Source organism: Methylolobus aquaticus (genome assembly GCF_054172105.1).
On record NZ_JBSYXP010000005.1, the window covers coordinates 279351 to 294377 of the forward strand.

A 15027-nucleotide genomic window follows, 5' to 3' on the forward strand; every position below is an offset into this window, starting at 1 on the left:
CGACCTACCGATCGGAGAGCGGTTTGACACAGGATGCATGCGGCTTTTCGATACGACGACCCGAAAAATGAGAAACGGTGGTCTGTCCCAGGTTTCTTGTCCCAGGTTTCTCAGGTTTCTCCGTTCCTGCCTCAGCCGACCCGCGCGGGGGAATGCTCCGCTTCCAACGTGAGCCATCCACGGAGCGGTAAGCCTTGATCGTGCCGCCGGGTCCGTTACGTCATTCAAAGGGCACAGCCTTCATTCGAGCAGGACTAGAGCCAGTTCTCACATTCCAACATTCGCAGACTTCACTACGGATGAGCAAGAATGCCACCCTGTCCGACCAATGTGCGACTTGACCCTGTACCTTCTATCTACCTTAGGAGCCATTTTATACCATCGGTATCGAGCCCTGTGGTCTTCAACTCACAGCGATCCCAGTTCAGAAATGAGTAACTCTTTCGGATACGCCACCCAGAATCACCTTGGGGTGCGTAGTCGAGTATCCTTACCGGGGTTTTCCTCAGATTGCCCAACTCTCGGTCAGGCTCAAACTCGGTATAGTTCCGCACTAGGTGATATAGTGCCTGCCTAGCGTATTCATCATATTCCGGCAGCGAGTAACCCACTACACCCAAGCCCAAGTTCAGTCCACCTATTTGCTGCAGGCCTCGCCACAGTCCTTTGATGGGGTCTGAGTACAGGATCTTCGAACTCGAAGGAGACAAGATCAAGGGGCTAAACTGCCAGAACTCTCCTCCCACTAAATCATTTAGGTCGTGAATCCTGTAGATGTGCTGCAGAGGATCATTTTCCTCATACGGTCCTTCAATGAGCGGGCTGTGGGCTATCTTGGAGCCTTCTCTGAATACAGGGTGCAGTGACTCCCATGGGCACGGCGACTGCTCGGCGAAGGCCCGATCCTTAAGATAAGGGATCTTGCTAAACCAGTCGATTGACCCATGAAGTTTGTGAATAACAATCTCACCCCTTTCAGCCTCGCTATCTATCGTAGAATACATGCAGCCTATATTTTTCAACCTATTTGGGAACAGTCGGTAAGGGCGCCCGAGTTCCTTAAGGCCCCGCTCAATTAGCGTGTCATAGTTGAATGTCAGAATCGTATCGGTTGGGGACAGACCTTCACAAAATGCCCTAACCTCTGGTGTTAGGTTATCCGGCATTCGCGAGTGAATGACTTGCATAATGCCGTTGCGGATCATCAACTGGCCTTCGTTGCCGTCCTCGCTCCAAGTGTCATTACCCCGGAGACCTAAGTGGTGCTCCAGATCGAGATGAGACATGAACTTCTCGTAGTCAATGCTATCTGTCTCGTTAATCCCGAAACACCTCTTCCTGTACTTGAGATACTTCGCGATATCCTGCTCTAGCTTGTTGTCATTACCAAAGCGCCGGTTCACCAAGTCGCGAACTAGAGCGAACAGGTCATCGCCAAGCGGGAGGCCAGCGTGAACAGAAAAGCCAGCGCCGATCACAAGTATCCGGTATCGGTCCATGAGTCGCTTGTTTCATCTAACGTGGGTCAATCAGGGACAGGCCAAGTTTTTCGTCGTTCGGTCCCTATTAATCCAGCCCTATTTATTCGTACGTCATATTGGCTGGAAGCCTCTTCCCGCGTCGCAAAACGGGGTCAAGTTACTTTTCTGAGCCATCATTCGATTTCTTTGGCTGCTCAGGCGGGTTAATCCAGGCGCGTCAGCCCGCCATCGCCTCGATCTCTTCCTGGAATCTGCTCGATACGAGTGCGTACGCCTTTTTCAATTTCGAGCGTATCGCCTCTAGATCATGAGCCGCAAGCGGTTGTTTGACCAGCTCGAGCATAAACCACTATGTGTGACACGGCACTCGATGCGAATCGGTGACTCTCCTGAAAGGCTTGGGCGGCTTTGTCCCCACGCCTACTTGTGGCCCGCCACAGCGAGCAGTGCCTTGGGATTGGTGCTGGCAATGGCGAGAAGCGTACGAGCTGCGCCGCTAGGCTGCTTGCGGCCTTGTTCCCAGCCTTGCAGCGTGCGAACTGACACTCCCATAAGCGCCGCGAACTGCGACTGGGACAGGCCCGTTTTCTTGCGTGCTTCAATGACTGGCGATGACACAACGCTGAGCTGGCCAGCCTTCATTTCGCGCACGGACTGGAGCAGCTCTGCAGCCAGGTCTCGCTTTGCTTCGTATGCCGCCAGTTTCTTGGCATCAAGGGTTTTATTCTTCGAGGACACTGCGGATCTCCGTCAACTTTTGGACCAGTGAGGTTGTCAGTCCTGGTTTTGGCATACAGAGTCAGCAAGACAACCTCACCGGCGGCGGTGCGAGAGAAATAGATCACCCGCACACGACCCGACTTGCCCGAACCTGCTCGACCCCAGCGCACCTTACGAATCCCACCGGATTCGGGCACAACATCTCCGACCGTAGGGTGCTCTGCGATGTAGGCGGCGAAAGCGCCTCGTTGTTCCTCAGTCCATTAGAGCGGCCACTGTTGCTGGAAGAGCGGGGTTTCGACGACGGTCAGCATTGCCAGACTATACGCCTAAGGCGCATAGTCGTCTAGCGCTCCTTGATCCGCCCAAGGTCCGGCAGACACCCGTGACTCTTGATACGGGTAGCCTACGTAGGGAGTGCCTTGGAATCGCTTGTACACCGCGCCCTCCGTACCTGACGACAGGAGTCCTGTCAGCCAAATTCGCGAGTTCAATCGGGGCGAAGGAAGGAAAAACAACGTACCCTGCAACGGGGCTCTAGCGCACAAAAGGAAGCCCGGCTTCGCAGCCGGGCTTGCCATCATCCCTCACCTTCGGAGAGTCGGCTCGACCGGGCGCGGGCGCCTTGGCACTGCCCGTCAACCCGCGGCGAAACCCTAAGTCGAGATCACTTCGGCAGATTCAACGCCGGATTGCGCCGGAAGAACCCATACGGGGTCAGCCGGAATGCCTGCACGCTTTCGTTGTTCATGACCGGGTGTTGTTCGATATCCGGGATATGGGTCAGGCCGGAGGAAATCCACAGCACCACGTCGGTATCCGCCAGCGCTTCGCCGTTGGAATACTGCGGCAAACCCTCGCCGGCTTGCCCCTGGTTGGGGTGGTCGCCGGTCGCGAACAACTCGTTCTCGTTGTAACGCGTGACCCACAAGGGATATTCCACAAAAGCGGCGCGCTGACGCGCGGCAAAATTAGGCGAGGAATAGGGTACCGCGACATCGCCCGCATAAAGCGTATACCCGGTCGGTGTGCCGAGCGCATTCTTCGCGGTACTGCTGACGATCTTCCAGGTGCGCGTGCGGTCGATGTTGATATCGCGTTTGGCCGCGTCCTCGTTGCCCAGCAGCCGTTCCTCACTGACGAAGGCGTTTTCCAGGTCGCTGGGAGCGGACTTGACGTTGCTCTCCAGAGCCCGGTTGGTCGGACCGTCGATGTCCATGTCGAGCCGGAAGTTGAAGAAGTGCTGGTGGTTCGGCGCCGCGACCAGGGCCTTGCCGGAGTCAACCGCCTTGGTTCGGTCCATCGTGCGTCCGTAGGCCTCGCCTTCCCCGAAGCGGTTCACGCCCTGGTTCAGCGTCGTGCCGGTCGCGTTGACTCGCGCCTCCAGCGAACCGTCGAGCCGGAAGATGTAATCCACGCCGTAGATGTAATTGCCGATCCAGGCGCTGGACGTGAGGACCAGTTCGCGCGCCTTGCGGCTGTCCTGCTCCACTGACGAGGGATCGACCCGCTTCCACAACATCCCGCCCTCGCGCTCGTACAGCGCGACCGCTTTCGGAATGACATAGGAGCCGCCAGTGTCGTCGGCGATCCGCGCATTGAAGAACTCAGCATTGGTGGGCACATCCCCGCTGCGCGAGAGCGGGTTGGCATAACGACCCAGGCCGTATTCGCCGATATCGAAGGCGGTGCGCCAGACCCAGTTCGTGTCCGGCATGCCGTATGGCACGTACACCTCGGTCATGCTGATCCGGTAGGCGACGGAACGCACGCCGCCCTCTTCCTCCTGACCGATCGTGTGCAGCACCAGTCCTTCGCGCGGCAGCAAGGAAAAGCGGAAGCGCCAGCCCTGCCAGCGGATCTCGTTGCCACAGACCTGGTAACTCGGACCATCAGGCTGTCTCACCTTCAAATCTTGCAGAGGTTCCCGTTCGTCGCTGGACGCATTGCCGCTGTAGACCGAGACCGGCGCCACGACCGTGTCCGTCACCTGCAGGATCTTCAACCGATTCATGTCGACCGTCACGACGACGCCTTCGATCGGCCGGTCATAGGGATTGGGTTTCGTCCCGCGATAGAACGACAGCACGCGCATCAACCGGGTGCCGGGCGGGACCGGTTTGCCCTCGCGATCCGTGGTCACGGGAACATCGCCTCCGGCCCAGATGTCCAGGTAGACGTCTTCGGGATTGATGCCCCGCTTCGTGATGGCCGCCTGCCATTCGGCATCGCCGGTCACCAGCGGACCCACGTCGCCGTACTCGGTCCCGAACGTGGCCGGCTGCACGCCGACTGCATAACTGCGAAAGCTGACGATCTTTCCGCTGTTCAGGTCGACCACCGCATCCTGCAGGTGGTTCTGCGGCCGGTCGTATATCTCGACGAAGGCTTCGCGCCGGTAGCCCGCATCACCGGGGCGAAAGGCGAGCACTTCGTCCTTAGGCGGCTCTTTGAGCACCACGGTGGGGAAAACTGCACCGGAAGGGGTACGTCCATCGGCCTTGACGATTTGCACGGCGCGCTCGATCTCGCCTTTCGAGAGCGGCGTCAGCGGATTGGCGCAGGCACCCGCCGCGGATGAGGCCATCGCCGCCACATCATCGGCAGCCCAGAGCCGGCGCGCCTCGAAGCGCGGTGACAGGTGATTTCCAGGTGCCGCCGCAGCCTGCACATTGGACGCAAACAGAGAGAAAACAGCCATAGCCGAGAGATGTCGCATCATGAATTCCCGAGTCAGTTGGTGGGGCGTTCAAGATGCAGTGCAGCAAAAAGGGCACCAAACCCTTACGTGAAAGCCGAGCCTTAGCAACGTCGGATAGGTCCGCGCATTCGACTGAGCCCTCATCAGCGCTCGAAGCCTCCACGCGCTCAGGGGGTGCGGGTTTCTTAAGCCCTGCGGGATAGGTATTGTTTCCCATAGCCGGGAGCCTTCCAGTTCACTACCATGCCTTAGACGGCGCTTGGGGGGCGCGTAACCGGATTCGACGCGAATGCCGTCCATCGCACCCGACAGGCAATTCGCCAACGGGACCGCGATCAAACATCCGGGCATTCAAACCATCTGCTGATTCAGCGCGTCGCACCGCAAGCCTTGGTGCACGTGTGTCCTCCCCTCTTTCCGTTCTGCTTCACTTTGACGGCCTTCCCTGCGCCGTCACGGAAGGATGGTTCCAATGAACAACGCCATGACACTGGGCATTGCAGCGTGCAAACCCGTGACTCGCGGTAGGGTGTTGCTGATCGATTCGCGGCTCGGAAAGGAGGCCGCAAACCTGACGGCACTCCTGCAGCGTCACGGCTGGCAGCCTCTGTCGGTCGACCAACCGGCGACAGCCGTCGCCGCGGCTGCCGCCGAGAGCTGGGCGGTCGGAATCTTCTACGTCGGAGATTGGCCGGTCCGCGAACTGAAGATCTGGCTGCACGACCTCCATGACGCGAACCCCGGCCTGTTCTGGATCGCACTGACGAAAGCCGATCGGGAGTTGGACAGCCGCTTGCGAGACACCCTGGTTTCTCACTTTTACGACTTTCACCGGCTACCGGTCGACCCCGGTCGCCTCCTCGTCACCCTCGGACGCGTCGCCGGATTCGCTCGCTTGCTGGAGCCGATGCGGCCTCCCGATGATCCCGACCACGGGATCATTCACCGCAGCATCGAGATGAAGCGGGCGCTCGCGGACCTACGGCGCTGCGCCGTGGCCAAAGCACCGATCCTGATTACCGGGGAAACCGGGACTGGCAAGGAACTCGCTGCAAGCTACGTTCGTGAGATGTCAAATCGTGCCGCAGGGCCCTATGTGGCGATCAATTGCGGCGCCATACCCTCGATGCTCATTCAGTCGGAGCTATTTGGCTACGAGAAAGGCGCCTTCACGGGAGCCGACAAACGAAAACCGGGCCGCATCGTGACCGCTGACGGAGGCACGCTGTTTCTCGACGAAGTCGGCGAGTTGCCGCTGGAATTGCAGCCCAACCTGCTCCGGGTCCTCCAGGAAGGCTTGCTCGAACCCGTCGGCGGTGTCGATTCGGTGCGTGTCAACGTCAGAATCATCGCCGCCACGAACGTCGATCTGGAAGCTGCCGTTGCCGAACATCGCTTTCGGCAGGATCTCTTCTTCCGCTTGAGCGTACTCACTGTCAACCTGCCTCCACTTCGCAGCAGACCCGATGACATCGAACCGCTCGCCTGGCACTTTCTTCGCCTGTACTCCCCCGAGGCCTGCCACCCCATACACGGCTTCAGCCAGGATGCCCTGGGCGCCCTGCAGCGTCACCACTGGCCTGGTAATGTCCGCGAACTTAGCAATCGCGTTCGACGCGCCGTGGTGCTTTGCCAAAGCCGCTTGATCGAACCCCGGGATCTCGATCTGGAAAAGCGCAAACTCTCCTCTGTCCGCCAAACACTCCAGGAAGTTCGTGATCTGGCTGAGAAAGATGCCGTACATAACGGCTTGCGGCATACCGGTCAGTGCGTCTCCGCGGCTGCACGTCTACTCGGCGTTTCTCGCGGGACGCTCTACAAGCTCATCACGAAACACAGTATCCGCGTCTGAAGCAGACCCTCCCAGCGAAAGGCGCGGATTTTGACACGCCCTCGCAATCCGAGTCACGACCGTCATGGCACGACTCGCTCCAAGAACCCCAATCGCCATTCGCGATGCACGCTTACGTCGCTCAATAAGGCTTCAAGCGCCTTAACTAGATTCGCTCCGGTTTGGAGACTGGCTGGGGCTAAACGGCTCGTCCTATCATCGCCATCCATCTGGCGATCATGGCCTAGGTGACAGGCGCCTCAGACCCGAATAGCGCCAACGATAGGGCCAGCATAAGCCTCTAAGGGAGCGCATCCCATCCACAGTTACACCAAAATGTTTTCGCTCTAGACGAATCGAAACCGCCTCGAAAAAAGGAATAATCCTATCAATTATGTTCACATAACATGACAGGCCGACAAAATGTTAACTATAGGCAACTCAATGACTTGATTAGCCTGATCAAAGGTATGTTCACGTGAATGAACAGCCGTTATCACCAAACTGCCACCCGGAGTGAACACCAAAGCCGTCTGACGACTCTCTTATTAGCTATAAAGTAATTTTAAAGCAATCACTTACAGGTATGGCATGCAATTCGCTCGGATCTTATTGACCTCTGGCCCACACTGATGCCGGACAACAGTCAGAACGCCCGAACCGGGATGGTTAGAGACACTTGCGCTGCGTAATTTCGCGAAGCTTTATGTTTCAATGGCGAGGCTCTCAGGTCGCTTTTAGAAAGTGTGTCGAGGGCACTCTTCACACTCTTAGATTGGAATTCTCAAAAAGGAGACAGCAATGAAATCCCACATCAATTTCAACCGCCTTTTCGGATCTCTATCGACGCTCATCGCCTTATTCTCTACGGCGCCAATAGCTAATGCGACGGAATATTTTCCTGTAGCTCCCTCTGGGACTACCATTGAGGGCGTAAATTACGGCGGTAGCGGTTGTCCGCAGGGCAGCGCTTCCGTCAGCATCGCTGCTGACGGGTCGAACTTCATGGCTATTTTCGACCAGTACATCGCGAGCATTGGCCCCGGAACACCATCGGGCGACTATCGTAAGTTCTGCCAGCTCGATGTCAATTTACACGTCCCGGCGGGCTGGTCATATACCGTGTTCGACGCCAAGTATCGCGGCTTTACAGACCTTGATAGATACGTAAAGGCGACCCAGACAAGTACGTATTTCTTCACGGGAGCACCGGGATCTAGCACCTTGAGTACTAGTTGGGTTGGGCCGATAACTAAAGATTATGAATTTACCGACGAACTCGGTCTTCCGGCTTTGGTATGGTCACCTTGCGGCGAAGACCGAAATCTTCAAATGAAAACATCGATCTTCTTGAGAAAGTTGTGGGGATCCACCTACAAATCTGCAGGGCTAGTGACCACCGATTCGATCGAAGGCAACGTGGCATTTACTTGGGGCTGGCTGTGGAAAAAGTGCTCCTGATTTCCAGGCCGCTTGCATCGAGATTTTTCTAAAGAACCGGCGCCGATTTTTTTCACAGATTTGACGGTGTGCGCCCTAAAAACACTGGCGCCTAAGCACTGCCAATATAGAACCGGCGCCATCAATTCACGCGGAAAAAAAAAGAGCCTTTAGGTTGACTGCCTCAAACATAACACCGGAAACCTAAACTCAAATAAGGAAGCCTCTGCCGACAAGGATGCGGGTAGAGGCATCCAAATTATTACCATGGCGGCTCAGTTTAGCCATTAGAAATTTACCGCTATATAACTGATATAAATACCAGAATTTACCTGATATTAGAAGCTACCGCGTGACGGCGGAAAAGGCAGTAAGGCTGGGGAAAAAAAGGGGAAGCCTGATTTTCATCCTGCGCCATTCTCGACTTTTCTACGGTCGAGTTCAGAAATGGGGAGAGGTTGCCGACTTCGCTTTGATCCTTGAAGACAAGACTAGAAATGAAAACCCCTATCCTTGAGGCTAAAAACATTTTTCATCGCTATAGTTAGCCGCTACGGAGAGAGGGATTTGTGAGGGAATAATTCGCGGTTCTGGCACTTGATTACTTTTGCCCTAAGGACGCTCCTATTAATTATATTTTTGTCTTCCCGCGACACAGGGATGAAACGCCCAATGAAATATCGTTTTCGGTTAACCTTGTTATTTTATCGAAGGCCGGCACGGTCTCAACAGCTCTGAAGAGAGCTTCCCGACTTCACCCTTTTAAACCCGATGGAGTGTATTTCAATGAACACCCGACGGAACTGGAGAATGTCCACTCTACTCTCTGCTGCGCTACTGCCTGCTGGAGCTACACTGTGTTCCAACATCCAAGCCAGCCCGGCTCCGGGCTCGGTTTCGATCAGGTCGATCCAATACGCTGGAACTGGCTGCCTGGTTGGTTCCGGCAGCGTGCGTGCACAAGTAACCAGGGATGGCGGATACGTGAACCTCGCATTGTTGTCCAGAGCGATCAACGTCGCCGTGGGCGGCGGTTCCCCGATCACGCAATCGCGGAAGAATTGCTCCGTGATCGTTGATCTCGATTATCCCGCCGGATGGTCCTACAGCGTCGTGGCTGCCGAGTACCAGGGATATGCCCAACTGGGCTACGCTGTCACAGGAACAGTCTCGACCGGCACGTACTTTTCCGGCGGCTCGGAGACCGCTCGCTTGCAGACTGTCCTCGTCGGCCCGCGCCCCGGCTCCAATTACAAACGTATGACTACGTTGCCGGACGACGAATGGCTTTGGTCGCCGTGCGCTCCTGAACGCAATCTGGTGTTGAACCCGTCGTATCGCGCGAGCAATAGCGCTAATCCGGCCGCCCGAGGCTTCCTGGGGCGTAAGCGGCCCGAATACAAGGCGTACGCGAGCTATTCGCTTCGCTGGCGTGCATGCCCTGGCGGGTAATCCCTGTCGCACTGGCTGACCCGAGCAGGCGGTGCGGAAACTGCGACGCCTCCACACAGCCATGCGAGGTGCATGCCGCATCCGCCCCCATGAAGGACAGCCTGACGAATTTTGCCAAGGCTACACGCTGCGGGGCCTTACCTACGACACGTGAAGGCAGCGAAGGCTAGCCACATTAGGGAGCTGGGCGAGAGTGGGTTGATGCCAACAAAGCAAGCCAACCCTCTCTAGCTCTCGATACTTCCCCCTCTGTTGGCCGGCAGCCAGCCGGCTCAGGGAGGTCCGAGCGTTGTGGGTTACGCACCAGACTGCACGTTTATCGAGAAAAATTTTCCGAGCCGCTCCCGCAGCCAAGTGACCGGGTTGGCGGCGCGGTCATCGTCCAGCACACCGAGCGCGCGCAGCGATTCGCGGCAGAGCTGAACCTGCTCCCGCCGCTTGTCCATTTCGTCCAGAACCACCTGTTTCAGGCTCGGGTACCGCTCCAGCAGATAAAGAAAGCTCTCGGGCGGGATCACGAACAGCGACGTCCTTTCGACGGCACGGAGCGTCGTCGGATATGGCATGTTCAACAGCAGCGGCAGCTCGCCGAAGAACTCCCCCTCGCGGAAGGTGAACACCCGGCGGCTGATCTTGCGGTTCTCGTAGAAGGCGTCGATCGCACCGCACAACACAATGCAGAAGGCATGCTCGCGATCGCCCTGATTGACCAGGATCTGCCCCGAATCCAGCTCCCGGCGCTGGCCCATTTCGATCAGACCGCGGATCTGCAGCTCGTCGAAATCCTGGAAATAAGGAAGAACCAACAACCGAGTACGGAGCGTCCGCGGCGTCGGTACGGCCGGCGCACCGCTCGATTCGGGCTCTGGCGCGTCCGGAACTCGGACTAGTCCGTCGCTCTGGCGTTGCGGCACGCGGACACCGTGCAAGCGGAAGTGGTACTCGATGATGAAGTTCAGCGAACTCTGGATGCCGAGGCTGCGATCGATCCGGTCGACCCAGACCCACAGCAGAAATTCGAGACCGTACTCGCCGAGCTGGCGAAAAATGACCCTTGGTGCCGGCTCGCGCAGAACGGCCTCCTCGGCAAACGCCGATTGCAGCAGCAGTTCGGTGACGAGGACCGGATCGGTTCCGAATTCGACCTGCACGGGAATGTCGATGCGGCCATGCCGGTTGCTGTAGCTCCAGTTCTCGACCGAGTGGTTGGTCAGCTCGCTATTGGGGACGATCAGTTCCGAACCCCGAAAGGTGCGAATCACCGTGGCACGGATCGAGATTTCCTGGATGAGGCCCGTCTTGCCGTCGAACTCGATCAGGTCGCCGACCTTGAGTTTGCGCTCCCCGAGCAGGGTGGCGCCGCTGGCCAGGTTCTTCGTCAGCTCCTGCAGGCCAAGCCCCACACCGATGCCGAGGCCGCCCGCGAGCATCGCCAGATTCGCCAGGTTCAGACCCTTCGCCTGAAGGACGAGCACGGTGCCGGTCAGGGCGACGACGAACCCGACCAGCGCGGCGATCACTTCCCGGTTGGCCTCGCCGATGCCGAAACGCCGCAACAGGCGGTTCTTCAGCAGGCGCTTGATACCGTGTGTGATCAGTGCCACCAGACCTAACAGCAGGGCCGTTTCCAGCAGCCAGGCCAGGCTTACCGGCTCCGTACCGAGATCGAACAGCGGCGCGTGCAGCGCCGCCGTGAAGCCGTCCAACCAGCCCTGGAGTGGCGGCGTCATGGCGCGCTTTCCGAAAGCCGGAGGCTGTGGCCGGCCGGTGGCGCGGACGCCCACAAGGGGGTATGGAAAGGCGTCATATGTGGTCTGATTCGGTCATCACGCCACCATGTTGCCATGACTTTAGCCTGCTTGCGTTGCCAGGGCCCTCTTGTGGCCTATGCTCTCCGCGGATCGAACCTGATCGACGTTAACGGATCCGACGCGATTCCTTCAAACGACCTTCACCTTTGCCCCCTATCGTGCCGCAGCGTCCGGCGTAGAGCCGGATGACACCCGCCCACCGGCGGCACCAGATATCGACAGCAAACGAAGTGGAGGTAGACCGTGGAAGAAGCAACGGGCAAAGACAACTTCTGGCTTTACATCGGCGGCGGCATTGCGCTCGTCATAGCACTGGTCGTCATCTTCAAGAGTACCCACAACGAAGCGATCCCGGCCAGCGCCTATGCCGAGACTGCGCAGCAGGTCGAAAAGCAGATCGAGGCGGCGAAAAAGAAATAGTCCGGCTATCCGCCAAACCTTTGGGAGCCGAAGACAAGGAGGTCTCTTTACCTTTCGCGCTTCGCCGCAGCGTCGGATTGCAAGGATGACGGATCCGATACCGCCGTCCGCCTGTAGCGGCGAAGCAGCCTTTTTCGAACCGACGCGGCAATCCACGAGCGGGAAAGCGCGACGCGGGCCGTCACGGCCCTAGAACCGATCAGCCGATCATCAAGCCGTTGCCCCTGGGGGCGGCGGGGCCGGGTATGCACTTCCCGGCGCCCCGCGTCAGGGCCTTCCTTGTCCGCTCTTGAGCGCAGCATGGATCTCGTCCAGCTTCTGCTGCATGCGCTCCGTCGCGAGGCCGTTGTGGTAGGTCATCAGCATCAGTTTCACCGAAACCAGGAACACGCCCGCTTCCAACAGCAAATCGTGCGTGAAGCCCTTCGCGAACAGGGCGGCCATGAACAGGACCAGCGCGATGGCCATGACGGCCAGGGTTCCCGCGTCGAAAGGCTTTCCGGTTTCCATCTCTCGCTCCACAAGGTTGTTTGGGGTTCGTCGCAGACGGGGTGCGCGGCGTCGCTCGGCCCGTCCGGCTAAGCGGGCCGCGATGCGTCCGATTCCGTCATTACCACTAGATGCCGCTCGGCATCCAGTCCCGGAACGACCAGTGCGACCGTTTCGAGCCGCGCCGCGGGGAGGGTTTCCTGTTCGATCTCGCGGGCTCGGCCCTTCATGGCGAGTATCGCGCCATCGGTCGCGAGCAGACGGGCTGTCTGCGACCAGATATCGGTCAGCGACGCATAGGCACGGGCGACAATGACATCGAAAGGTTCGCGCGGCGCGTAATCCTCGATCCGGGAATGTTCGCCGGTGACATTGCGCAGGCCCAGCGCGATTGCGGCCTGCAGCACGAAGCGCACTTTCTTGGCGGTACGGTCGAGCAGGACGAACTGCCGCTCGGGAAACAGCACGGCCAGCGGAATGCCCGGCAGGCCAGCGCCAGTTCCGACATCCAGGACGCGCGTACCGCGCAGGTGCGGCCACAGGCTAAGGCTGTCCAACAGATGCAGGCGGACGATGTCCTCGGGTCGGTCGATGGAAGTCAGGTTATAGACCTTGCCCCAGCGGCGCAGCAGCGCCAGAAATTGCAGCAACTGGTCGATCTGTCGCGGGGTGGGGTCCAGCCCGAGTTCCCGCGCTCCGGACTCGAGCAACGCGGCGAGCGGGTCGCCGGTCACGCGCTCAGCTTGCGGATATGCACGATCAACAGCGTCACGGCAGCCGGCGTCATGCCGGGGATCCGCGAGGCCTGACCGACCGTGGCTGGCTGGCGCTGGTGCAGTTTCTCGCGCACCTCGTTCGACAGTCCGACCACATTGCGGTAATCGAAGCCAGCCGGCACGCGCCAATGCTCGTAGCGCCGCGTGCGCTCGATCTCGGTGTGCTGCCGGTCGATATAGCCGGCGTACTTCGCCGCGATCTCAACCTGATCCTTGACGGCGGTGTCGAACGGCCTGAAGACCTCCGGAAACTGCTGTTCCAGTTGCGCGACCGTGACATCCGAACGCTTCAGCAAATCCCGCAGCAAGCTGTCCTGCGTGGCCGCCGCCCCGCCCGGTTCGACCGAAGGCTGGAACTCGGGCAGCGTGTAGCGAACCCGTTCGCTGTCGACCCGCTGCTGCAGCCGCTCGATCTGCTCGCGCTTGCTTTCGAATAGCGCCCACCGTGCGTCGTCGACGAGCCCCAGCGCGCGACCCTGCTCGGTCAGCCGCAGGTCGGCATTGTCCTCGCGCAGCAGCAGCCGGTATTCGGCCCGGCTCGTGAACATGCGGTAGGGCTCGGCGGTGCCGCGCGAGATCAGGTCGTCGATCATCACGCCGATGTAGGCCTGATCCCGCGTCGGGCACCAGGGTTCCTGACCGCGGGTCTGCCGTGCGGCGTTCAGACCGGCGATCAGACCCTGAGCCGCGGCTTCTTCGTAGCCCGTCGTGCCGTTGATCTGGCCGGCGAAGAACAGTCCGGAGAGGGCCTGCGTCTCCAACGAGGGGCGCAGCGCGCGCGGATCGAAAAAGTCGTATTCGATCGCATAGCCCGGGCGTGTGATGTGGGCCTGCTCGAAGCCGCGGATCGAGCGGACGAATTCGAACTGCACGTCGAACGGCAGGCTGGTCGAAATGCCGTTCGGATACAGTTCCAACGCGTCCAGGCCTTCGGGCTCGACGAAGATCTGGTGCGAGTCGCGATCCGCGAAGCGGACGACCTTGTCCTCGATCGACGGACAGTAGCGCGGGCCCACGCCCTCGATGACACCGGTATACATCGGTGAGCGATCGAGACCGGACCGGATCAGTTCGTGTGTGCGGCCATTGGTGCGGGTGATGTAGCACGGCACCTGACGTGGGTGGTCAGCCCGCGAGCCGATAAAAGAAAATACCGGCACCGGCTCGTCGCCGGGCTGTTCCTGCATGACCGAGAAATCCACGCTGCGCCGGTCGATGCGGGGCGGCGTGCCGGTCTTCAGGCGCCCGACCGGCAGTTGCAGTTCGCGCAATCGCTGCGCCAGCGAGTTCGACGGCGAGTCGCCGGCGCGGCCGCCTTCGTAGTTGCTTTCCCCGATGTGGATACGGCCGGCCAGAAAGGTGCCGGCGGTCAACACGACCGCGCGCGCCGCGAAGCGCAGGCCCATCTGCGTGACCACGCCCGCGACGCGGTCGCCTTCGAGGATCAGATCGGCCGCCTGCTGCTGGAACAGGTCGAGGTTCTCCTGGCGCTCCAGCCGCTGCCGCACCGTCGCCCGGTACAAGGCGCGGTCGGCCTGGGCCCGTGTCGCGCGCACCGCCGGCCCCTTGCTGGCGTTCAAGGTGCGGAACTGGATCCCGGCGCGATCTGCCGCCTGCGCCATCCAGCCGCCCAGCGCATCGATCTCGCGCACCAGATGACCCTTGCCGATACCGCCGATCGCCGGGTTGCAGCTCATCTGGCCGAGGGTCTCGATGTTCTGCGTAAGCAGCAGCGTACGGGCACCGGTACGAGCCGCCGCCAGCGCGGCCTCGGTGCCGGCGTGGCCGCCGCCGATCACGATGACGTCGTAGTGGGTTGCGTAAAGCATGGGATCGCTTTGGTTGGAATCTTAGCTAAGGCGATGAATCATAGCGGAAACGGCTTGATCGGGCGAGTCGTCGGGAG

11 protein-coding genes are annotated in these 15027 nt (G+C 59.5%); 4 read left to right on the forward strand and 7 right to left on the reverse strand.

From position 1 onward, the window contains the following. Positions 1-356: 356 nt before the first annotated feature. The 3 genes from ACW73L_RS08885 to ACW73L_RS08895 all read right to left on the reverse strand — a co-directional run bounded on the left by ACW73L_RS08885 (position 357) and on the right by ACW73L_RS08895 (position 4923). Positions 357-1499, reverse strand: coding sequence for an SIR2 family protein (locus ACW73L_RS08885; RefSeq protein WP_498921452.1), 1143 nt, complete (start codon positions 1497-1499; stop codon positions 357-359). A 402-nt stretch (positions 1500-1901) separates the two neighbouring features. Further along, positions 1902-2219, reverse strand: a complete 318-nt coding sequence (locus ACW73L_RS08890) for a helix-turn-helix domain-containing protein (protein ID WP_498921454.1) — start codon at positions 2217-2219, stop codon at positions 1902-1904. Positions 2220-2868: 649 nt separating this feature from the next. Beyond that, positions 2869-4923 (reverse strand): copper amine oxidase, encoded by a 2055-nt coding sequence (locus tag ACW73L_RS08895; protein WP_498921456.1) that lies wholly within the window; start codon positions 4921-4923, stop codon positions 2869-2871. A 451-nt stretch (positions 4924-5374) separates the two neighbouring features. Between ACW73L_RS08895 and ACW73L_RS08900 the strand changes: the two genes are divergently transcribed. The 3 genes from ACW73L_RS08900 (at position 5375) to ACW73L_RS08910 (ending at position 9625) form a co-directional block, all read left to right on the forward strand. After that, positions 5375-6754 carry a sigma-54 interaction domain-containing protein gene (locus ACW73L_RS08900; RefSeq protein WP_498921459.1) on the forward strand — a complete coding sequence of 460 codons (1380 nt, stop codon included), beginning with the start codon at positions 5375-5377 and terminating at the stop codon, positions 6752-6754. Between the two features lie 780 nt (positions 6755-7534). Continuing rightward, positions 7535-8194: a DUF4360 domain-containing protein gene (locus tag ACW73L_RS08905; protein ID WP_498921460.1), complete on the forward strand. Its 660-nt coding sequence runs from the start codon at positions 7535-7537 to the stop codon at positions 8192-8194. Between the two features lie 789 nt (positions 8195-8983). Next, complete coding sequence (locus ACW73L_RS08910) at positions 8984-9625, forward strand: DUF4360 domain-containing protein (protein ID WP_498921462.1); 642 nt, start codon at positions 8984-8986, stop codon at positions 9623-9625. A gap of 296 nt (positions 9626-9921) precedes the next feature. Here the strand turns inward: ACW73L_RS08910 and ACW73L_RS08915 are convergent, their stop codons facing one another. Next, complete coding sequence (locus tag ACW73L_RS08915; protein ID WP_498921464.1) at positions 9922-11355, reverse strand: mechanosensitive ion channel domain-containing protein; 1434 nt, start codon at positions 11353-11355, stop codon at positions 9922-9924. Positions 11356-11679: 324 nt separating this feature from the next. Between ACW73L_RS08915 and ACW73L_RS08920 the strand changes: the two genes are divergently transcribed. Next, positions 11680-11856, forward strand: coding sequence for a hypothetical protein (locus tag ACW73L_RS08920; RefSeq protein ID WP_498921466.1), 177 nt, complete (start codon positions 11680-11682; stop codon positions 11854-11856). Between the two features lie 267 nt (positions 11857-12123). On the opposite strand, the gene ACW73L_RS08925 is transcribed toward ACW73L_RS08920, so the two are convergent. From ACW73L_RS08925 to mnmG, 3 genes are all read right to left on the reverse strand, one after another. Continuing rightward, entirely contained in the window at positions 12124-12366 is a 243-nt protein-coding gene (locus tag ACW73L_RS08925; protein WP_498921468.1) for a hypothetical protein, read from the reverse strand. Between the two features lie 68 nt (positions 12367-12434). Next, entirely contained in the window at positions 12435-13079 is a 645-nt protein-coding gene (gene rsmG / locus ACW73L_RS08930; protein WP_498921470.1) for a 16S rRNA (guanine(527)-N(7))-methyltransferase RsmG, read from the reverse strand. Next, positions 13076-14950 (reverse strand): tRNA uridine-5-carboxymethylaminomethyl(34) synthesis enzyme MnmG, encoded by a 1875-nt coding sequence (gene mnmG / locus ACW73L_RS08935; protein ID WP_498921472.1) that lies wholly within the window; start codon positions 14948-14950, stop codon positions 13076-13078. Before mnmG ends, rsmG begins: the two co-directional genes overlap by 4 nt. Positions 14951-15027: the final 77 nt, after the last annotated feature.

Excerpts from the sequence above, each read along its gene's own strand:
- ACW73L_RS08885 (WP_498921452.1), bottom strand. The coding sequence starts at position 1,499 with ATGGACCGATACCGGATACTTGTGATCGGCGCTGGCTTTTCTGTTCAC.
- ACW73L_RS08915 (WP_498921464.1), bottom strand. The coding sequence starts at position 11,355 with ATGACGCCGCCACTCCAGGGCTGGTTGGACGGCTTCACGGCGGCGCTG.
- ACW73L_RS08895 (WP_498921456.1), bottom strand. The coding sequence starts at position 4,923 with ATGATGCGACATCTCTCGGCTATGGCTGTTTTCTCTCTGTTTGCGTCC.
- mnmG (WP_498921472.1), bottom strand. The coding sequence starts at position 14,950 with ATGCTTTACGCAACCCACTACGACGTCATCGTGATCGGCGGCGGCCAC.
- ACW73L_RS08900 (WP_498921459.1), top strand. The coding sequence starts at position 5,375 with ATGAACAACGCCATGACACTGGGCATTGCAGCGTGCAAACCCGTGACT.
- ACW73L_RS08905 (WP_498921460.1), top strand. The coding sequence starts at position 7,535 with ATGAAATCCCACATCAATTTCAACCGCCTTTTCGGATCTCTATCGACG.
- ACW73L_RS08925 (WP_498921468.1), bottom strand. The coding sequence starts at position 12,366 with ATGGAAACCGGAAAGCCTTTCGACGCGGGAACCCTGGCCGTCATGGCC.
- ACW73L_RS08910 (WP_498921462.1), top strand. The coding sequence starts at position 8,984 with ATGTCCACTCTACTCTCTGCTGCGCTACTGCCTGCTGGAGCTACACTG.